Origin of the sequence: Sulfitobacter sp. M22, from assembly GCF_021736025.1 — a bacterium.
Lineage (GTDB): Bacteria > Pseudomonadota > Alphaproteobacteria > Rhodobacterales > Rhodobacteraceae > Sulfitobacter > Sulfitobacter litoralis.
In genome coordinates this window covers 557,145-575,355 of sequence record NZ_WMEC01000001.1, presented here as the reverse complement: position 1 = coordinate 575,355, position 18,211 = coordinate 557,145, and the positions used below count along the sequence as shown (strand labels likewise).

The following is an 18,211-nucleotide window of genomic DNA, read 5'->3' as shown; positions in this document are numbered from 1 at the left end:
AAATGTGCGTTTAAGGGATGAGACCATGAAAGCCAAAGGCAACAGCTTTACGAAAACCGCAGTATGGGGGCTCATGGGTCTTTTGATCCTGGGTCTGGGCGGTTTTGGGGCGGTCAATCTGAATGGCAGCGCACGCACCGTTGGCGAAGTGGGCGACAAATCGATATCCGTCGATAATTATGCCCGCGAGCTGCAACAACAGATCCGCGCCATCGAAAGCCAGTCCGGCGAACAGCTTAGCTTTCAAGAAGCCCAAGCCATCGGTCTGGACCGCGCCGTGCTGCAACGTCTGGTGCGTCTGCGCGCGCTGGACAATGAGGCCGACGAGATGGGGCTGTCGATCGGTGACACAAACCTGCGCGAACGTGTTGTGGAAATTCCGTCTTTCCAAGGTGTTGACGGGAATTTTGATCGCGAGGGCTATCGTTTCGCGCTGCAACAGGCCGGTCTGAACGAAAACGAATTCGAACAATCGCTGCGCGAAGAAGCGGGCCGGACGCTGTTGCAACAGGCAATCACCGGCGGTGTTTCCATGCCCGAAGCCTATGCGAACACGTTGGTGTCCTATGTGGGCGAGCAGCGCAGTTTTACATGGGCCAAGCTGACCCAAGACGATCTTGATGCGCCCCTGCCCGACGCGACTGACGCCCAGCTACGAGCCTTTTATGACGACAATGCCGATCGTTTCATGCTTCCCGCCAGCAAGACAATCACCTACATCACGATGGGTCCGCAGGATCTTTTGGACGAGGTAGAGCTGACCGACGAAGAGCTGCAGGCAGCCTATGACGACCGCGCCGACGAGTACATCCAGCCAGAACGCCGTCTGATCGAACGTCTGGTCTTTCGTGATCAGGAAGCTACCGATCAGGCCGCCGCCGCACTAGAGGTCGACGGCACCACCTTCGAGGCGCTTGTGGCCGACCGTGGTTTGTCCCTGTCAGATGTAGATCTGGGGGACCTGAGCCAGCAGCAGCTTGGCGCGGCGGGCGACGCGGTGTTCAATGCTGAGGTCGGCGATATTGTTGGCCCCCTACCCAGCAACCTCGGGCCTGCTTTGTTCCGTGTGAACGGCGTGCTGCCGTCGCTGAATACCACATTCGAAGAGGCGCGCCCGACGCTGGTACAAGACCTGGCCGCCGACCGCGCTGCACGTCTGGTCGAGGTCCGCGCCCGTGATCTGGACGATCAACTGGCCGGTGGTGCCACGCTCGAACAGATCGCAGAAGACAGCAAAATGACCCTCAGCACCATCGAATGGACGCAGGACAGCAGCGAAAGCATCGCCGCCTATGCCGGTTTCCGCGAAGCTGCGACGCGCCTGACCGAGAACGATTTTCCACAGATCGAACAGCTGGATGACGGCAGCGTCTTTGCCATGCGTCTGGACGGCACGAAAGAAGAACGCCCCAACCCATTCGACGCCGCGCGCGCCGATGTGGCAGCGGCATGGCGAAACGAACAGTTGATCGACGCCCTGCGTGCCAAGGCAGAAACCCTGCAGGCAGAGCTTGCTGATGGGGGCGATTTCGCGGAGCTGGGGCTTGAGCCCAAGACCGGGTCTGACCAATCTCGTGACGCGGTTGTCAGCGCTGCCCCCCAAGGATTCATTGCCGCTGTGTTTGATGCAGCACCCGGTGATGTGAAGCTGCTTGAAGGCACCGACGAGGTCGCACTTGTGCGCCTTGATCGCATAAAAGATGCAGCCGAGGATGACCGGATGACACAGGTCAAAACCCAGATTGCCGCGCAGCTGGATGATCAGCTTTCTCAGGCGCTGTTTGCTGCGTTTTCCGACGATGTGATCCGCCGCACGGCACCGCGCGTCGACCAGCAGGCGATTGACGCCGTTCACGTGAACTTCCCCTAAGGTAGGTCTCCCATGTCGTTGACACCCGATTATGACAGCTTTGCCGCCGGCTATGTGGCGGGCAACAACCAGATCGTTTACACCCGCCTGGCAGCCGATTTGGACACGCCAGTCTCGTTGATGCTGAAACTCACCGGTGCCGCGCAGAACGCTTTCGTATTGGAATCGGTGACCGGCGGCGAAGTGCGTGGGCGCTATTCCATCATCGGCATGAAGCCGGACCTGATCTGGCGCTGTCAGGGCACCACGTCGGCGATCAACCGTGCGGCACGCTATGACGTTGATGCCTTCGACGACGTCGAGGGGGACCCGCTTGATACATTGCGTGCGGTGATCGCGGAATCGAAGATCGACCTGCCCAATGACCTGCCCCAAGCCGCCGCAGGGCTGTTCGGCTATCTGGGCTATGACATGATCCGGCTGGTGGAACATCTGCCGAATGTGAACCCCGACCCCTTGGGGCTGCCCGATGCAATGATGGTGCGCCCTTCGGTGATTGCGGTGCTGGACGGGGTCAAGGGCGAGGTCACCATCGTCTCCCCCGCTTGGGTGTCGGACGGACAATCGGCCAAGGCCGCCTATGCCCAAGCCGCCGAGCGTGTGATGGATGCGGTGCGCGATCTGGAACGGTCGATGCCCGGCACCAGCCGTGATCTGGGGGACGCCCATGAGGAATCCGCCCCTGTCAGCAACTTCACCCGCGAAGGCTATAAATCCGCCGTTGAAAAAGCCCGCGACTATATCGTAGCGGGCGACATCTTTCAGGTGGTGCCGTCGCAACGGTGGGCGCAAGGGTTCTCGCAGCCGCCGTTCGCGCTCTATCGCAGTTTACGCCGGACCAATCCGTCGCCCTTCATGTTCTATTTCAATTTCGGTGACTTTCACGTCGTCGGGGCCTCGCCCGAAATCCTCGTACGAGTGTTCGGTGACGAGATCACGATCCGTCCCGTCGCGGGCACCCGCCGTCGTGGTGCTACGCCAGAGGAAGACCGCGCCCTCGAGGCCGACTTGCTGGCCGACGAGAAAGAGCTGGCTGAACATCTGATGCTGCTGGATCTCGGCCGCAATGACGTGGGCCGTGTTGCCAAGATCGGCACGGTGCGTCCGACCGAGGAGTTCATCGTCGAGCGCTACAGCCATGTGATGCACATCGTGTCCAACGTTGTGGGCGAGCTTCGCGAGGATCGTGATGCGCTGGATGCGTTCTTTGCGGGGATGCCCGCAGGCACCGTTTCGGGCGCACCGAAGGTTCGCGCGATGGAGATCATCGACGAGCTGGAGCCCGAGAAACGCGGGCTGTACGGCGGCGGTGTCGGCTATTTTAGCGCGGGCGGCGACATGGACATGTGCATCGCGCTGCGCACTGCCGTCATCAAGGACAAAACCCTGTATATTCAAGCCGGTGGTGGTGTTGTTTATGACAGCGACGCAGAGGCGGAGTATATGGAGACGGTGCATAAATCCGACGCTATCCGCCGCGCGGCGGCCGACGCGGCGCGGTTTGCAGGTCAAGGGAACAGCTGAGGATGCCGACGCAAGCCCCGTTCGAGATTTCGGGTCAACAAGTGGCACCCGGCTCTCGGGCACAGATCGACTTGCCGATCTCGATCCTGCCGGACCACACGCCTGTCGGTCTTTCACTTGAAGTGATCCACGGCAAACGCCCCGGCCCTACCATGTTTGTCAGCGCCGCTGTTCACGGGGACGAGCTGATCGGGGTCGAGATCGTGCGCCGTCTGCTGCGTGCGCCGCAGTTGAAATCTTTGCGGGGCACGCTGCTGGTGATCCCGGTGGTAAACTCCTTTGGCTTTTTGAACCGGTCGCGGTATCTGCCGGACCGTCGCGATCTGAACCGCTGTTTTCCGGGGCATCCCTCGGGGTCATTGGGATCGCGGCTGGCGCATATCTTTTTGAATGATGTGGTGCTGCGCTGTGATTTCGGGATCGATCTACACTCTGCCGCGATCCATCGCACCAACCTGCCGCAGGTGCGTATTTCTCCATCAGACGCCGTCACGCGGCGCATGGCCGCCAGCTTTGCTGCGCCGGTGGTGCTGACCTCGCCCCTGCGCGACGGATCGCTGCGCGCGGTCGCTGCCGCCAAGGGCACGCCCGTGCTGCTGTACGAGGCGGGCGAAGGGCTGCGGTTTGACGAGATGGCTGTGCGGGCGGGCGTTGCGGGCATTCTGCGGGTGATGCATGTCGAAGACATGCTGCCGGCCAAGGGCATCGCCCCCTCGCGCCGCCAATCCCATGTTTGCTCCAGCTCTACCTGGCTGCGCGCGCCGGTCGGTGGGCTGCTGCGTACCTTTAGGGCCGAGGGGGAAACCGTTAAAGAAGGCGACGCTTTAGCAACCGTCTCTGATCCGTTTGGCAAGACTGAAGAAGACATTACCGCCCCCCATGACGGCATCCTGATCGGCCGCGCGATCCTGCCTGTGGTGAACGAGGGCGATGCGGTGTTTCATCTGGCCAAGCTGCTGCCAAAGGCCGTGGCGGATACAGTCGAAGACATGATCACCCAACTGGAAAGCGACCCGCTGTTCGACGAAGACGAGATTATCTAGGCTCGCCACATCCGGCCACGTCGAAGCTCACGCACCGCGCAGGTTTCGACGGCTTTAGCGAAAGATCATTCAGGCGTGGCGTTTTTCAGTACGGCTGAAACAGGGGCGAGTGCCACTTGGCTTGCACGGTCCTGCAATCCCCAGACCAACAACGCCGAGATCGTCTCGGGGCGCATCCGGCCCATCATGATCACCGACCCTTCGATGCCCGCCTTGAATGCGGCCTGATCCAGAAAGCGCCGGATCACGGTGGACGTCTGGCCCTTGCTGTCAAAGTCGCGGAACACTGGTGCTGCCGGCACCCCCTCTTTGACGGCCAGTTTCGGCATGGTGTTCAACCCTTTATCCTGGGTCACCAGCCCATAGCCGCCCTGCCCGAGGATCGCCGTCACCTGATCGGCCGTGGCCCGGTCGGGCTGCAGGCCGGCACCCAACCCTTCAAGCACACCGATCACCTCTGGCAATCGCGAAAAAGCCACCGCCAGCGTGGTTTCGGCATCGCTGGGCTGCGCGCCTTGGGGCAGGTCGACCATCGCCAGCACCTCGAAGCCTTCGTCGCGGTAGATCTTCATCCGTTCTGCCGCGTCCGGTAGGCTGACATCAACCGCAAAGCTTAGAGGGTAAGGAAAGCTGCGCAACGCAGCGATGCCGACCTCTCCGCCTTGAAGATCGCTGCCGACATCCATCAAGAGCACGCTCATCAGGGGTTTGTCGTCAGGGTTGGCAAAAGGCTGACCGAAACGGGTGATCGCCGGGCCTTGACCCGCGGCCTGGACCTGCGGCGCGACCTGTTCACCTGACTGCGCGGTTGGCAAGCGGTTGATCGTGACGCCTGTATCGCGTTCCGATGTAATTGCCGCTGGCGTTCCAATCATCGGGCGCCCGTCCGTGCGTTGGTCAGGCGCACCAAAAACGACATCAGCCGGTGCTTCCGTTGGCTGCGCGTCTGGGGCACTTGGCGCGGTGGCAATGTCGGTATCCGGCGTGGGTGTCGCGGGGGCCGCAATGTCTGCATCGGCCTCGATGCGCGGTGCCGTCTGGGTTTCAATCGCGAGCGTATCCGGTGCAGTGGGCTCCATCGGCGCAAGCGCCATCGGATTCGGCAGGATCGGATCATCAAGCGCAATGTCCGGTGTGGCGGCGTCAGGTGCAGTGACGGGCGCGGCTGCATCGATATCCAGCGCGACCAACGGTGCCGGAGCCGGTGCAGGTTCAGGCGTTTGCTCTCGTTCGAGTTCTGCGATCTCAGCCGGTTCTGCATCTGGCGTGGTCTCGACCTGGACGTCCTCGGCAACGGCAGCCTCGCTCTCGAGCACCACAACGTCCGGTTCATCCGCCTCGGGCACCGCTTCACTCTGCGGTTCGGGCATGGGGTCTGCGACAGGATCAGGCTCTGTCACGATCACAACATTGTCAGTGCTTTCGGCCAAATCCTCGGACGGTGCAACGATCTGTGACCGAGGTAATTGCGTCGTCTCAGGGGCTTGGGGCACAATATCAAGATCACTCTCGTCGCTTGGCGTAGGTGCGTTTGGCAACGGCGCTGGCCCGATAGGCACCATAAACGAAGCAACCCCAGCCACGCCAACACTGAACACCGCACCAATAAGGATACCGCCAATAAACCCGCGTGACATATTATGATCGCTCCTGTTTTTGTTCCGGTTCGCGCGGCTCTGCCGACCTGCTGCCCTTGACGATGGGTCTTAACCCTGAACATGTATTAGTGGACATTATACCGTGTTTTTGCGCGGTTCCTCTAGCCCTAAACCCTGCCCCAATACAAAGAATTACCGTATGCTGCTCTTGATCGATAACTACGATAGCTTCACCTACAACCTGGTACACTATCTGGGTGATCTCGGGGCCGAAGTTGAAATCCGCCGCAACGATCAAATCGACGTGCAGGCCGCGATGGCGATGAACCCGTCGGGGATCATCCTGTCCCCCGGTCCGTGCGACCCTGATCAGGCGGGCATCTGTTTGGCGCTGACCGCTGCAGCTGCCGAAACAAGCACGCCGCTGTTGGGCGTGTGCCTTGGGCATCAAACGCTTGGTCAGGCTTTTGGTGGCAAGGTCGTGCGCGCGGGCGAGATCGTGCACGGCAAAATGGGCATGATGCACCACAAGGGTCAGGGCGTTTTTGCGGGGCTGCCGTCGCCCTTTGCCGCGACACGCTATCATTCGCTGATCGTCGAGCGCGCCACCCTGCCCGACTGCCTTGAGGTCACCGCAGAGCTTGAAGATGGCACGATCATGGGGCTGCAGCACCGCGATCTGCCCCTGCATGGCGTGCAGTTCCACCCTGAATCGATCCGGTCGGATCACGGGCACCAGATGCTGCAAAACTTCCTGAACAACGTAAAGGTGCCCGCATGAGCGATGCTCTGAAACCTCTGATCGATGCGGCCGCCAATGGCCCGCTGAGCCGGGATCAGGCCGAAACCGCGTTCCAGATTCTGTTCGAGGGCGAAGCGACCCCAAGTCAGATCGGCGGCTTCCTGATGGCCCTGCGCACCCGCGGCGAGACGGTGGATGAATATGCCGCCGCAGCCTATGTGATGCGCGCCAAATGCCACCCCGTCAACGCCCCTGCTGGAGCGATGGACATCGTGGGCACCGGCGGCGATGGCAAAGGCACGCTGAATATCTCTACCGCGACGGCTTTTGTTGTGGCGGGTGCGGGCGTGGTTGTCGCGAAACATGGCAACCGGAACCTGTCGTCGAAATCGGGTGCGGCGGATGCACTGACGCAGATGGGGCTCAAGGTGATGGTCGGGCCCAAGGTCGTCGAAGCTGCCCTGCGCGATGCCGGCATCGGTTTCATGATGGCCCCGATGCATCACCCCGCGATTGCCCATGTCATGCCCACACGGTCCGAGCTGGGAACCCGTACGATATTCAACATCCTCGGTCCGCTGACTAACCCCGCTGGCGTCAAACGGCAGCTGACCGGGGCTTATCGCCGCGATCTGATCCGCCCGATGGCCGAAACACTTGGCGCGCTTGGCTCTGAAAAAGCGTGGCTTGTGCATGGCTCTGACGGGACGGACGAGCTGACGATCACGGGTACCAGCTGGGTCGCAGCCCTGAACCCAGACGGCACCATCTCCGAGTTCGAGATCACGCCCGAAGACGCCGGACTGCCCGTACATCCGTTCGAAGATATCATAGGTGGCACACCCGAAGAAAATGCTCGCGATTTCAACGCACTGCTAGATGGCACCCCCTCGGCCTACCGCGATGCGGTCTTGCTTAATTCGGCAGCGGCGCTGGTGGTGGCGGATGCGGCACCCAACCTGAAAGCCGGCGTTGAGATGGCACGCCACAGCATCGACAGCGGTGCGGCCCGTGACAAAATCACCCAAGTCGCGCGGATCACCCAGACCGCATGAGCACCCTCGATCTGTCGCGGCTCGGGGCTTGGCGCAATCTTGCGTTCTTTGACGATACCCTGCCGGGGATCGCCACTGCGCTTGCTGCTGAAGATCGCCAGATTTTACCTCCGCAACCGCAAATTTTTGCCGCGCTTGAACACACACAACCCGATGCGGTGCGGGTGGTGATCCTGGGCCAAGACCCTTATCCCACCCCCGGCCATGCCCATGGCTTTGCCTTTTCGGCCCACGCCGACACCAAACCACTGCCCCGCTCGCTGTCCAACATCTTTAAAGAGATGACCGACGACCTCGGGGCCTGTCCGCGCACTGCCGACCTGCGGTTTTGGGCGGATCAGGGCGTGCTGCTGCTGAACACGACGTTGACGGTACCGACAGGGGATGCAGGTGGCCATGCCAAGCTTGGGTGGCATCTGTTGACCGAGCAAATTCTGGACCGCCTGTCGGACCGTCCCCGCGCCTATCTTCTGTGGGGGGCCCATGCGCAAAAGGCAGCACGAAACGTGGACGGCGCAGCGAACCTTAAGCTGGAAACCCCGCACCCTTCGCCGCTGTCTGCACGACGTGGGTTTTTCGGGTCACGCCCGTTCTCGCGCTGCAATGATTGGTTGCACGCCCAAGGCCAAGGCTCCATAAACTGGGCAACCCCGGAGACATCATGACCGATACCAACACTGGCACCATCCTAGACAAGATCAAAGCCTACAAGCTGGAAGAGATCGCCGCCGACAAGGCCGCCAAACCGCTTGAGGCCGTAGAGGCAGAGGCACGCGCCGCCTCGCCCGTACGCCCCTTTGCCGACGCGTTGTTCGACGCCTCGCGCGAGGGGTACGGGCTGATCGCCGAGGTCAAAAAGGCAAGCCCGTCAAAAGGGTTGATCCGCGCCGATTTCGACCCCGCTACACTGGCCGCTGCCTATGCCGCCGGTGGTGCGACTTGCCTGTCGGTGCTGACGGATACGCCCAGCTTTCAGGGGGCCAAGGAATATCTTGTCGCCGCCCGCGAGGCCTGCACCCTGCCCGTGCTACGCAAGGATTTCATGTACGACCCCTATCAGGTCGCCGAAGCCCGCGCGCTTGGGGCCGATTGCATTTTGATCATCATGGCCTCTGTCAGCGATGCCCAAGCGATCGAGCTTGAGGACGCCGCCGCACAATGGGGCATGGACGCGTTGATAGAGGTACATGACAAGGCAGAGCTGGACCGCGCTGCCGTGCTCAAAAGCCGGATGATGGGGATCAACAACCGCAACCTCAAAACCTTCGAGACTTCGCTGGATACCACGCGCCTGCTTTCAAAACATGTAGATGTAGAAAAAATGATCGTATCTGAAAGCGGGCTGAACACGCCCGACGATCTGGCCGATATGGCGAAATACGGATCGCGCGTGTTCCTGATCGGGGAAAGCCTGATGCGCCAAGACAACGTAGAGTTCGCAACCCGCAACTTGCTTGCGACGCCGTTGCGTCCGGGGGGCATGTAATGGCGCTTACGCATTTTGACGGCAAGGGCGACGCGCATATGGTCGACGTGTCGGACAAGCCCGTCACATCACGCGTCGCCACCGCAAAAACTCAAATTAAGATGCAGCGCGAAACCTTTGATATCATTACCGAAGGCCGCGCAAAGAAAGGTGACGTCATGGGCGTCGCCCGTTTGGCTGGCATCATGGCGGCAAAGCGCACCGCTGACCTGATCCCTCTGTGTCACCCGCTGCCCATCACCAAAGTCTCTGTCGAACTTACACCAGACCCCGAACTGCCGGGGCTCCAGATCGAAGCGACCGTCAAGACCACCGGACAGACCGGCGTCGAGATGGAAGCGCTGACCGCCGCCTCTGTCACCGCGCTGACCGTCTATGACATGGCCAAGGCCGTGGACAAAGGCATGGAAATCGGAGGCCTGCGGGTCGTGCTGAAAGACGGCGGTAAATCGGGCCGGTACGAGGCAGAATGATCTCCGTCAGCGACGCCCTGTCGCATCTCTTTGATCTCGTCATCGCCACCGAGGTGGAAGAGGTCCCGCTGCGTCTGGCCGCGGGCCGAGTGCTGGCACGCGATGTTATTGCCACCCGCACCCAGCCGCCTTTCGCAGCCTCCTCTATGGATGGCTATGCCCTGCGCCAGACAGAGGTCGAGCCCGACGCGATGTTCAAGGTCATCGGCGAAGCGGCGGCGGGCCATAGGTTCGACGGTGTGGTCAAGGCAGGTCAGGCCGTGCGCATCTTTACCGGTGCCCCTGTCCCCGAAGGCGCTGATTTCGTTGTGATCCAAGAGGATACGACCCGTCGTGGCGATCTGATCATGCTGGGCCATGACATCGGCCCCAAGACCAATATTCGCCCCGCCGGTGGGGATTTCCATGCAGGCGACACGATGGATACCCCGCGCCAGCTACGCCCCGCCGATATCGCGCTGCTGGCGTCGATGAATGTGGCGGCGCTGCCGGTCTATGCCAAACCACGCGTTGCGATTATCGCCACCGGGGACGAGCTGGTGCAACCCGGTGAGGTGCCGAACCCCGACCAGATCATCGCCTCCAATACCTTTGGCCTGGCCGCTTTGTTGGAACAGCATGGCGCGCAGTGCCGCATGATCCCGATTGCCCGCGACACGGTGCCGTCGCTGACCCAAGCCTTTACGATGGCGCAGGATGCCGATCTGATCATTACCATTGGCGGTGCTTCTGTCGGCGATCACGATCTGGTCGCCCCTGTCGCTGCGCAGATGGGGATGGAGCAGTCTTTCTATAAAGTCGCCATGCGTCCCGGCAAACCTCTGATGGCGGGCCGGTTGCGCGATGTGCCGATGATCGGCCTGCCCGGCAATCCGGTATCAGCTATGGTCTGCGGCACCGTCTTTGTCGTACCTGTCTTGCATAAAATGCTGGGGCTACCGGCCGTCCCTGCCACCCGTGTTGATATGCCCCTAGGGGTCGATTTACCCGCCAACGGACCGCGTGAGCATTACATGCGCGCGATGGTGCGTGACGGAGCGGTTCACCCCGAAAGCAACCAAGACAGTTCGTTGCTGGGTATCCTGTCACGCGCCGATGTGCTGATGGTCCGCCCGCCCGACGACGGCCCACGTCAAGCCAAAGAAACCATTGGTTGTATCCCCCTGTGACTGTTGACACAAAACAAGAACATCTCTAGAACAAACCCCAAATAGAAACGGGGAATGTCCGGATGCTGACCAAGAAACAACTCGATCTGCTGGCCTTTATTCACAAGCGCGTCCAACGCGATGGCGTGCCGCCCAGCTTTGACGAGATGAAAGAAGCGCTTGATCTGCGGTCCAAATCCGGCATCCACCGGCTGATCACAGCGCTGGAGGAACGCGGATTCATCCGCCGCTTGGCACACCGCGCCCGCGCGATCGAAGTTGTGAAACTGCCAGATACTCTGGGTGGTATGTCTGGTGCCGGCTTTACCCCGCGCGTGATTGACGGCGACCGTCCCGACGGACCGCCCCCCTCTGCTGCGCAACCTGTCAGCGCGCCCTCCTTTGATGTGCCAATGATGGGCCGGATCGCTGCCGGTGTCCCGATCGAGGCGATCAGCACCATGACCCAATCGGTCGCCGTCCCAGGCGGCATGATCAGCGGCAGCGGCGAACATTACGCGCTTGAAGTCCAAGGCGATTCAATGATCGACGCTGGTATCAATGATGGTGACGTGGTGATCATCCGCGAAACCTCTGTTGCGGACGATGGCGACATCGTGGTTGCGTTGGTCGAGGATCACGAGGCGACGCTCAAAAAATTCCGCCGCCATGGTAGTTCGGTCGCATTGGAAGCCGCCAACTCCGCCTATGAAACGCGGGTTCTGCCGTCGGATAAGGTCAAGGTGCAGGGACGTCTGGTCGGTTTGATCCGCACCTACTAACGGTTATTTTTCTTCTTTTGACCGCCATGCTGTCCACAATCGCGCGCCCGCCTTTTGGCGGGCCGTTTGCATTGTCACCTGCCCCTTGTTGATCTTTAGTACAACCGAACCCGTGCCGCGCAGCCTTTCGGGGTCAAATATCTTACATCCGCCTCGAAGCGGTGGGTCAGCCATAACCGAGAGCACCACGATCTGACTGGCCTGACAGTCCCCGAAGGCAGTGCGCGCGCGTTTGCCTGACAGGTGAATGACCTCTGCGCCCCCCAGCTTGGGCCGAGCGCGCCAACGCGCTGCGGCTTGGGCCTGATCTGCACCATCTCCGTCATTCTCTAGCCAGTTGAGCGCCACGAACCCCGCGCCTTTTGGCTTGCTGAGCGCTCGGCCTGCGGGGGTCATCACACCCACCAGACTGCCAGTGTCCGAGATCAACACCGCTGGACGCTGTGCACTGTTCCACAACACCCCCGCCGCAACGACAGCGCCCAGACCGGCAAACCGCAACCAGCCCTGCCACAGCAACAGCCACAAAAATCCAAACGCCAGCAGTGGCAGCACCCAGGGGCTGGGTGCTGGTACGTGCCCCTGTGCCCCGTCGATCCCTGCAACGCTTTGCGCGACCAATAAAATCCAGCGCAACCCCGCGCCCATGACCTGAAGGGGGATCCACTCTAGCCCCAGCGGTGCCATGATCAAGGCCGCCACGGCAGCGGGCATCACCATGACCCCCATCAAGGGGACCGACAGCAGGTTCGCTATCAGCCCAAAATGCGCGATCGTATTGAAATGCGCCGCCCCGATGGGCGCGGTAAATGCCCCCGCCACGGCCGAGGAAATCACCGTCGCCAAGGCAGGAGCCAACCATTTCGGCCCGAGCGAGACGTCGGCGCTGCGCAGCCAGCCAAAGATGGCAACCAATCCGGTGGTCGCAGCAAAAGACATCTGGAACCCCGGCCCCGTCAACGCTTCGGGGCGCAGGACGAGGACGATGGTCGCAGCAATTGCAACGGCGCGCAGGGTCAGCGCCCGCCGCCCGATGATCAATGCACCAAGCGCTACGGCGACCATGATAAACGCACGTTCGGTTGCGACATTGCCGCCCGACAGCAACAGATAGCCGCTGGCCGCAATCAGCGCGCCCGCAGCTGCCATGCTGCGCGTGGGCCACCTGAGCGCGACCCACGGCACCAGCGCCAACATCGCGCGCAGTGCCCCGAACACCACGGCGCTCAGCAGCCCCATATGCAGCCCTGAAATTGCCAAAAGATGCGCGAGATTGCTGGCGCGCAGATCGCGCAACGCGTCTTGGCTGATCGCACTCCGATCACCGGTCGTAATCGCTGTGGCGAACCCGCCTATGTCACCGGGCAACACGGCTTGGATATGTGCCGACGCCGCCATCCGCAAACGGAACACGGCCAGCCCCCGGTGCCCCTCGGTGGCAGGGCGCGCCGCCAGCAAGGGCGTGCGACTATAGCCGACGGCCCCTAGGCGTGCGAACCAAGCGTGACGCTGGAAATCAAATCCCCCCGGCTCAACAGGTCCGCTTGGCGGTGACAGATGCCCCGTGGTCATCACCCTCAACCCCGGTGTGATCGCTGCATCAAAGGCTCTGTCCCCGTGCAAGGACACGCGGACATGCAGAGGCGTACGCCTTGTCGAGATGCGTTCTAAAACCACCTGATCCAGCGTCAGACGTTGCGCGTCAGACTGGCTCCGGTCCAGGGCCACCACCCGCCCTGCGATGGGCCCATAGTAGCGCCACGCCAGCACCGGTCCGCCAACAGCGTGCGCCCGCCACGCCGCGAGATCAAACCCGATCAAAACCAGCGCAGCGCCCAGAATAACAGGCCCCGCAGCCTCGCCCGCCCATACTGCGAGGGCCACCAGCAGTGCAGCACCACCAGCCCCCCACAGCAAAACCGACGCCGAAGGTTCTACGCGCTGCGCGAAATAGGCCCCAATGCCCACGGCCAGACATACGGGCACCCAGCCGATCAGATGCCCGCGCTGCGCGCGCATTGTCTGCGTCCCATAGGACAACAGCCCCATACTTGCCCCCGTTCTCTGCACTGGGTAGATAGTCGGTAACGCTAGCTCCAAAGGAGTTAGCAAATGATAAACGGCACCCCGAACGGGCGTTTTCCGTGAACTTCTGCTGCAAAGGATCCTCCGCCCATGACAACGCCCGTCGTTACCCGTTTCGCCCCGTCTCCTACCGGTTATTTGCACATCGGCGGCGCGCGGACGGCGCTGTTCAGCTGGCTTTATGCGCGCGGACGGGGCGGCAAGTTCCTGCTGCGCATCGAAGACACCGACCGCCAGCGCCACACACCCGCAGCGACCGAAGCGATTCTGCAGGGCATGGCGTGGCTGGGTCTGGACCATGACGGCGATGTGGTCAGCCAGTTCGAAAACGCCCCCCGCCACGCCGAGGTGGCGCTGCAGCTTCTTGCCGAAGGAAAGGCCTATAAGTGCTTTGCCTCGCAAGAAGAAATTGCCGCGTTCCGGGATCAGGCCAAGGCCGAGGGGCGCAGCACCCTGTACCAATCACCTTGGCGTGACGCCGCGCCCGAAACGCACCCCGACGCCCCCTATGTCGTACGGATCAAGGCCCCGCTGACGGGCGAAACGGTCATCCACGACGCGGTGCAGGGCGACGTGGTGATCGGGAACGACCAGCTCGATGACATGGTGCTGTTACGTTCCGATGGTACGCCCGTCTATATGCTGGCCGTTGTTGTTGATGACCACGACATGGGCGTGACCCATGTTATTCGCGGGGATGATCACCTGAACAATGCCGCGCGTCAGATGATGATTTATACCGCCATGGGGTGGGACGTACCGGTTTGGGCCCACATCCCGCTGATTCACGGCGCGGATGGCAAAAAACTGTCAAAACGTCACGGTGCCTTGGGTGCGCAGGAATATCAGGCCATGGGCTTTCCTGCCGCCGGTATGCGCAATTACCTCGCCCGTCTGGGGTGGAGTCATGGCGACGACGAATTCTTTACCGACGCACAGGCGCAGGACTGGTTCGATCTGGACGGTATCCGCAAAAGCCCCGCGCAGTTCGATTTGAAAAAGCTGGAAAACATCTGTGGTCAGCATATTGCCGCGGCGGATGATGCTGCATTGCGGCACGAGATCGAGGCTTATTTGACCGCTGCCGGGCTGCCAGCGCTTACAACTGCGCAAGCAAACGGGTTGGAGCGGGCCATGTATTGCTTAAAAGAACGCGCGAAGAAATTCCCAGATCTTCTTGAAAAGGCTGAATTTATCCTCGCCGAACGCCCCATTCAACCGGACGAGAAGGCGATAAAGCATTTGGACAATGTATCCCGTGGTATGCTGACTGAATTGACGCCGCAGTTGCAGAATGTTACTTGGGACAGAGAAACGCTGGAGGAGGCGCTGAACGGCTTTGCTGCCGCTCACGATACCAAATTTGGCAAATTGGCGGGGCCGCTGCGCGCAGCACTCGCCGGGCGGGCGGCAACCCCATCAGTTTTCGATATGATGCTGGTACTTGGGCGCGACGAAAGCCTTGCCCGCTTAAACGATGCAGCTATCTAAAATATGCGCATGCATATTCTTGATATGCACAGAAATAACTGAGGGGCGGACCGTCTCGGTACCACCCCAGTCGACGGCATAACGCGCGTCGATACCACAATAGGAAGGGACTTCATGGCCGAAAGTACAAAATCCGCAACGTTGACCATCGACGGGAACAGCTTTGAACTGCCGATCTATTCCCCATCGGCGGGACCGGATGTTTTGGATATCCGCAAGCTGTTCTCGCAGGCGAATGTTTTTACATATGACCCTGGTTTCACCTCGACAGCGGCATGCGACAGCACGATCACCTTTATCGACGGTGACGAAGGTGTGTTGCTCCACCGTGGCTATCCGATCGACCAGCTTGCCAGCGAATCCCATTACCTTGAGGTGTGCTACCTGCTGCTGTACGGCGAGCTTCCCTCGGCAGCCCAGCTTGAAGAGTTCGAAGATCTGGTCACCAACCATACCATGATCCACGAGCAAATGATCAACTTCTTCCGTGGCTTCCGCCGTGATGCGCACCCAATGGCTATCATGGTCGGCGTCGTCGGCGCGATGTCTGCCTTCTATCATGACAGCACCGACATCAATGATGCGCACCAGCGCGAAGTCGCGACGATCCGTTTGATTGCCAAGATGCCGACGATTGCTGCGATGGCTTACAAATACACCATCGGTCAGCCGTTCATCTATCCGCGCAATGATGTGGATTACGCCGGTAACTTCCTGCGCATGTGTTTCGCCGTCCCTGCCGAAGACTATGTGGTTGATCCGATCCTGTCGCGCGCGATGGACCGTATCTTTACGCTGCACGCGGACCATGAACAGAACGCATCGACATCGACCGTGCGTCTGGCGTCTTCCTCGGGCGCGAACCCCTTTGCGTGTATCGCAGCGGGCATCGCATGCCTTTGGGGTCCCGCACATGGCGGCGCAAACCAAGCCTGTCTGGAAATGCTGAAAGAGATCGGCACGCCGGACCGGATCCCTGAATTCATCGCCCGCGCCAAGGACAAGAACGACCCCTTCCGCCTGATGGGCTTTGGTCACCGCGTTTACAAAAATCACGATCCACGTGCCACCGTGATGAAAGAAAGCGCGGACGAGGTTCTGGAACTGCTGGGCGTGGAAAACAACCCGATCCTGCAGGTTGCCAAAGAACTGGAAAAACAGGCGCTGGAAGATCCGTACTTTGCAGATAAAAAGCTGTTCCCGAACGTCGATTTCTATTCGGGTATCATCCTCGAAGCGATGGGTTTCCCAACGTCGATGTTCACGCCCATCTTTGCGCTGGCACGGACCGTTGGCTGGATTTCCCAGTGGAAAGAGCAGATCAGCGACCCTCAGTTGAAAATCGGTCGCCCCCGTCAGCTGTATCTTGGCGAGACACCCCGCGATTACGTCGATATTGAAAAGCGCTGAATTCCAGTGTGTTAGATCTGAAACGCCCCGCCTCAATGGCGGGGCGTTTTGCGTCTTGATCAAGGGTACAGGGTACAGGATCGACGCAAAGAGATTCGTTTCGCAGCGGCACCATCTGGGCAGATGTGATCAAAGCACCTTTTTCAAGCCTACTGTTTCGACAGACTTTTCAGTATTTCGAAACCATCCCGCTTGAAATATGACGGTTTTGTATCGTTGTTTCGAAACCGCGCATAATCGGCGATCGTCATTGACCAAGTGGCGCGATCACCCCAAGTTCAGCGTTAATACATCACAAAGGCGTCCGATCAGACGCACCGTCGCGCAAATGGCGCGCGCCGCCTATGCGGAAAGGACCACCGTATGAAGGACCCTCGGCCCCGACTACAATGGGATAACGCGACCAGTCTCAGCTGCAAAACCGCACGGCACCACCCGGCACCGCAGGGGTCTTTTGTGCACGACACTCAGCAGAAATGCGACCAGATTGCAGTGGTTTATGACAAGGGTCAGATGCCGCCAAGGATCACCGTTAAACAGGTGTCGGGCAGCGTACATACCGTGCTGGCAGACGGAATAGCGGTCGCCGTCGTAGCAAGCGCCTCGCGTCCGACCCTCAACCCCGATGATGTGTTGCTGGTCGAACGCTCAGTTTAGACGAATTACCGCCCTTCAAAGCGCGCAGGGCGCTTCTGCATGAAAGCTGTCACGCCCTCTTTAAAATCACGCGACTGACCGCATTTTCCCTGCTCCTGTGCCTCCAGCGACAGCTGATCCTCAAGCGTGTTGTCCCAGCTGGCACGGATGGCATTTTTTGCAGCCGCATATGCGCTGGTCGGACCTTGTGCCAGATGCGCTGCTTTGGCACGCCAATGCGCGTCAAAATCCGCATCGGCAACGGCTTCCCAGATCATGCCCCAATCATCAGCCTGGCGGGCCGAAATCTTGTCGGCGAACAGGGCTGCGCCCATAGCCTTGGCGGTACCCATTTGACGGGGCAGCGTGTACGTTCCGCCAGCGTCTGGCATCAATCCAATGCGCGTAAAAGCCTGAAGAAAATAGGATGATTCCGTCGCAAAGACCACGTCGGTCGCTAGTGCGAGGTTCGCCCCTGCCCCAGCCGCCGGACCATTCACGGCCGCAATTGTGGGCACGGGGCAGTTGGTGATCGCCTGCAACATCGGGCCATATTCTTCGCGCAAGGTCCGCTCTAGATCCAACGATCCCTTGCTGGTGCTATCGCTCAGATCCTGACCGGTGCAAAATGCACGGCCTGCGCCGGTGATGACGACGCAACGCGCGTCTTTGCCGGCTTGGGTAAACGCGTGTTCGATCTCGGCCCGCATCTGCGTCGTGAGCGCATTCATCTTGTCAGGGCGGTTCATTGTGACCACGGCTAGCCCGTCGTTGAGGTCATAGGTCAGGGTTTGATAGTCCATGGCGCGGGTCCTTAATTTACAATTCCTCTGCACCTTACCCATAAGACGACGCGCTGCCAGCGAAA

At 60.5% G+C, this 18,211-nt stretch carries 16 protein-coding genes; 13 read left to right on the top strand and 3 right to left on the bottom strand.

All coding sequences use genetic code 11. From position 1 onward, the window contains the following. Window positions 1-25: 25 nt before the first annotated feature. From GLP52_RS02805 to GLP52_RS02795, 3 genes are read left to right on the top strand one after another with little or no spacing between them, the layout of a single operon-like run. A complete protein-coding gene (locus tag GLP52_RS02805; protein ID WP_237271511.1) occupies window positions 26-1,870 on the top strand; it encodes a peptidylprolyl isomerase in 1,845 nt (614 codons plus the stop codon). A 12-nt stretch (window positions 1,871-1,882) separates the two neighbouring features. Next, entirely contained in the window at window positions 1,883-3,394 is a 1,512-nt protein-coding gene (gene trpE, locus GLP52_RS02800; protein WP_093732545.1) for an anthranilate synthase component I, read from the top strand. A 2-nt stretch (window positions 3,395-3,396) separates the two neighbouring features. Beyond that, a complete protein-coding gene (locus tag GLP52_RS02795) occupies window positions 3,397-4,437 on the top strand; it encodes a succinylglutamate desuccinylase/aspartoacylase family protein (RefSeq protein ID WP_093732546.1) in 1,041 nt (346 codons plus the stop codon). 65 nt (window positions 4,438-4,502) lie between these two features. Here the strand turns inward: GLP52_RS02795 and GLP52_RS02790 are convergent, their stop codons facing one another. Next, on the bottom strand, window positions 4,503-6,074 hold the full coding sequence (locus GLP52_RS02790) for a divergent polysaccharide deacetylase family protein (RefSeq protein WP_237271510.1): 1,572 nt from the start codon (window positions 6,072-6,074) through the stop codon (window positions 4,503-4,505). A gap of 160 nt (window positions 6,075-6,234) precedes the next feature. Between GLP52_RS02790 and GLP52_RS02785 the strand changes: the two genes are divergently transcribed. The 7 genes from GLP52_RS02785 to lexA all read left to right on the top strand — a co-directional run bounded on the left by GLP52_RS02785 (window position 6,235) and on the right by lexA (window position 11,721). After that, window positions 6,235-6,816, top strand: coding sequence for an anthranilate synthase component II (locus GLP52_RS02785; protein ID WP_093732548.1), 582 nt, complete (start codon window positions 6,235-6,237; stop codon window positions 6,814-6,816). Then, on the top strand, window positions 6,813-7,832 hold the full coding sequence (gene trpD / locus GLP52_RS02780; protein ID WP_237271509.1) for an anthranilate phosphoribosyltransferase: 1,020 nt from the start codon (window positions 6,813-6,815) through the stop codon (window positions 7,830-7,832). Before GLP52_RS02785 ends, trpD begins: the two co-directional genes overlap by 4 nt. Continuing rightward, window positions 7,829-8,497, top strand: coding sequence for a uracil-DNA glycosylase (locus GLP52_RS02775; RefSeq protein WP_237271508.1), 669 nt, complete (start codon window positions 7,829-7,831; stop codon window positions 8,495-8,497). The genes trpD and GLP52_RS02775 overlap by 4 nt, the downstream gene beginning before the upstream one ends. Further along, complete coding sequence (gene trpC / locus GLP52_RS02770; protein WP_237271507.1) at window positions 8,494-9,318, top strand: indole-3-glycerol phosphate synthase TrpC; 825 nt, start codon at window positions 8,494-8,496, stop codon at window positions 9,316-9,318. The genes GLP52_RS02775 and trpC overlap by 4 nt, the downstream gene beginning before the upstream one ends. Further along, window positions 9,318-9,791, top strand: a complete 474-nt coding sequence (gene moaC / locus GLP52_RS02765; protein ID WP_093732552.1) for a cyclic pyranopterin monophosphate synthase MoaC — start codon at window positions 9,318-9,320, stop codon at window positions 9,789-9,791. The genes trpC and moaC overlap by 1 nt, the downstream gene beginning before the upstream one ends. Then, window positions 9,788-10,960, top strand: a complete 1,173-nt coding sequence (locus GLP52_RS02760; RefSeq protein ID WP_093732553.1) for a molybdopterin molybdotransferase MoeA — start codon at window positions 9,788-9,790, stop codon at window positions 10,958-10,960. The genes moaC and GLP52_RS02760 overlap by 4 nt, the downstream gene beginning before the upstream one ends. 62 nt (window positions 10,961-11,022) lie before the next feature. After that, window positions 11,023-11,721: a transcriptional repressor LexA gene (gene lexA / locus GLP52_RS02755; protein ID WP_093732554.1), complete on the top strand. Its 699-nt coding sequence runs from the start codon at window positions 11,023-11,025 to the stop codon at window positions 11,719-11,721. 3 nt (window positions 11,722-11,724) lie between these two features. Here the strand turns inward: lexA and GLP52_RS02750 are convergent, their stop codons facing one another. Further along, the gene (locus GLP52_RS02750) at window positions 11,725-13,770 is read right to left on the bottom strand and encodes a ComEC/Rec2 family competence protein (RefSeq protein WP_093732555.1); all 2,046 of its coding nucleotides are present in this window, start codon (window positions 13,768-13,770) and stop codon (window positions 11,725-11,727) included. 126 nt (window positions 13,771-13,896) lie between these two features. Here GLP52_RS02750 and gltX point away from each other — a divergent pair, with 126 nt between their 5' ends. The 3 genes from gltX to GLP52_RS02735 all read left to right on the top strand — a co-directional run bounded on the left by gltX (window position 13,897) and on the right by GLP52_RS02735 (window position 17,364). Further along, window positions 13,897-15,297, top strand: a complete 1,401-nt coding sequence (gene gltX, locus GLP52_RS02745; protein WP_237271506.1) for a glutamate--tRNA ligase — start codon at window positions 13,897-13,899, stop codon at window positions 15,295-15,297. Window positions 15,298-15,411: 114 nt separating this feature from the next. Next, window positions 15,412-16,707, top strand: a complete 1,296-nt coding sequence (gene gltA, locus GLP52_RS02740) for a citrate synthase (protein ID WP_093732557.1) — start codon at window positions 15,412-15,414, stop codon at window positions 16,705-16,707. A 363-nt stretch (window positions 16,708-17,070) separates the two neighbouring features. Beyond that, window positions 17,071-17,364, top strand: coding sequence for a hypothetical protein (locus GLP52_RS02735; RefSeq protein ID WP_093732558.1), 294 nt, complete (start codon window positions 17,071-17,073; stop codon window positions 17,362-17,364). A gap of 5 nt (window positions 17,365-17,369) precedes the next feature. On the opposite strand, the gene GLP52_RS02730 is transcribed toward GLP52_RS02735, so the two are convergent. Beyond that, window positions 17,370-18,146: an enoyl-CoA hydratase-related protein gene (locus tag GLP52_RS02730; protein WP_093732559.1), complete on the bottom strand. Its 777-nt coding sequence runs from the start codon at window positions 18,144-18,146 to the stop codon at window positions 17,370-17,372. Window positions 18,147-18,211 lie beyond the last annotated feature (65 nt).

What these genes read in the sequence shown, in the direction of transcription:
- GLP52_RS02805 (WP_237271511.1), top strand. Translation starts at nt 26, where the DNA reads ATGAAAGCCAAAGGCAACAGCTTTACGAAAACCGCAGTATGGGGGCTC.
- trpE (WP_093732545.1), top strand. Translation starts at nt 1,883, where the DNA reads ATGTCGTTGACACCCGATTATGACAGCTTTGCCGCCGGCTATGTGGCG.
- GLP52_RS02795 (WP_093732546.1), top strand. Translation starts at nt 3,397, where the DNA reads ATGCCGACGCAAGCCCCGTTCGAGATTTCGGGTCAACAAGTGGCACCC.
- GLP52_RS02790 (WP_237271510.1), bottom strand. Translation starts at nt 6,074, where the DNA reads ATGTCACGCGGGTTTATTGGCGGTATCCTTATTGGTGCGGTGTTCAGT.
- GLP52_RS02785 (WP_093732548.1), top strand. Translation starts at nt 6,235, where the DNA reads ATGCTGCTCTTGATCGATAACTACGATAGCTTCACCTACAACCTGGTA.
- trpD (WP_237271509.1), top strand. Translation starts at nt 6,813, where the DNA reads ATGAGCGATGCTCTGAAACCTCTGATCGATGCGGCCGCCAATGGCCCG.
- GLP52_RS02775 (WP_237271508.1), top strand. Translation starts at nt 7,829, where the DNA reads ATGAGCACCCTCGATCTGTCGCGGCTCGGGGCTTGGCGCAATCTTGCG.
- trpC (WP_237271507.1), top strand. Translation starts at nt 8,494, where the DNA reads ATGACCGATACCAACACTGGCACCATCCTAGACAAGATCAAAGCCTAC.
- moaC (WP_093732552.1), top strand. Translation starts at nt 9,318, where the DNA reads ATGGCGCTTACGCATTTTGACGGCAAGGGCGACGCGCATATGGTCGAC.
- GLP52_RS02760 (WP_093732553.1), top strand. Translation starts at nt 9,788, where the DNA reads ATGATCTCCGTCAGCGACGCCCTGTCGCATCTCTTTGATCTCGTCATC.
- lexA (WP_093732554.1), top strand. Translation starts at nt 11,023, where the DNA reads ATGCTGACCAAGAAACAACTCGATCTGCTGGCCTTTATTCACAAGCGC.
- GLP52_RS02750 (WP_093732555.1), bottom strand. Translation starts at nt 13,770, where the DNA reads ATGGGGCTGTTGTCCTATGGGACGCAGACAATGCGCGCGCAGCGCGGG.
- gltX (WP_237271506.1), top strand. Translation starts at nt 13,897, where the DNA reads ATGACAACGCCCGTCGTTACCCGTTTCGCCCCGTCTCCTACCGGTTAT.
- gltA (WP_093732557.1), top strand. Translation starts at nt 15,412, where the DNA reads ATGGCCGAAAGTACAAAATCCGCAACGTTGACCATCGACGGGAACAGC.
- GLP52_RS02735 (WP_093732558.1), top strand. Translation starts at nt 17,071, where the DNA reads ATGAAGGACCCTCGGCCCCGACTACAATGGGATAACGCGACCAGTCTC.
- GLP52_RS02730 (WP_093732559.1), bottom strand. Translation starts at nt 18,146, where the DNA reads ATGGACTATCAAACCCTGACCTATGACCTCAACGACGGGCTAGCCGTG.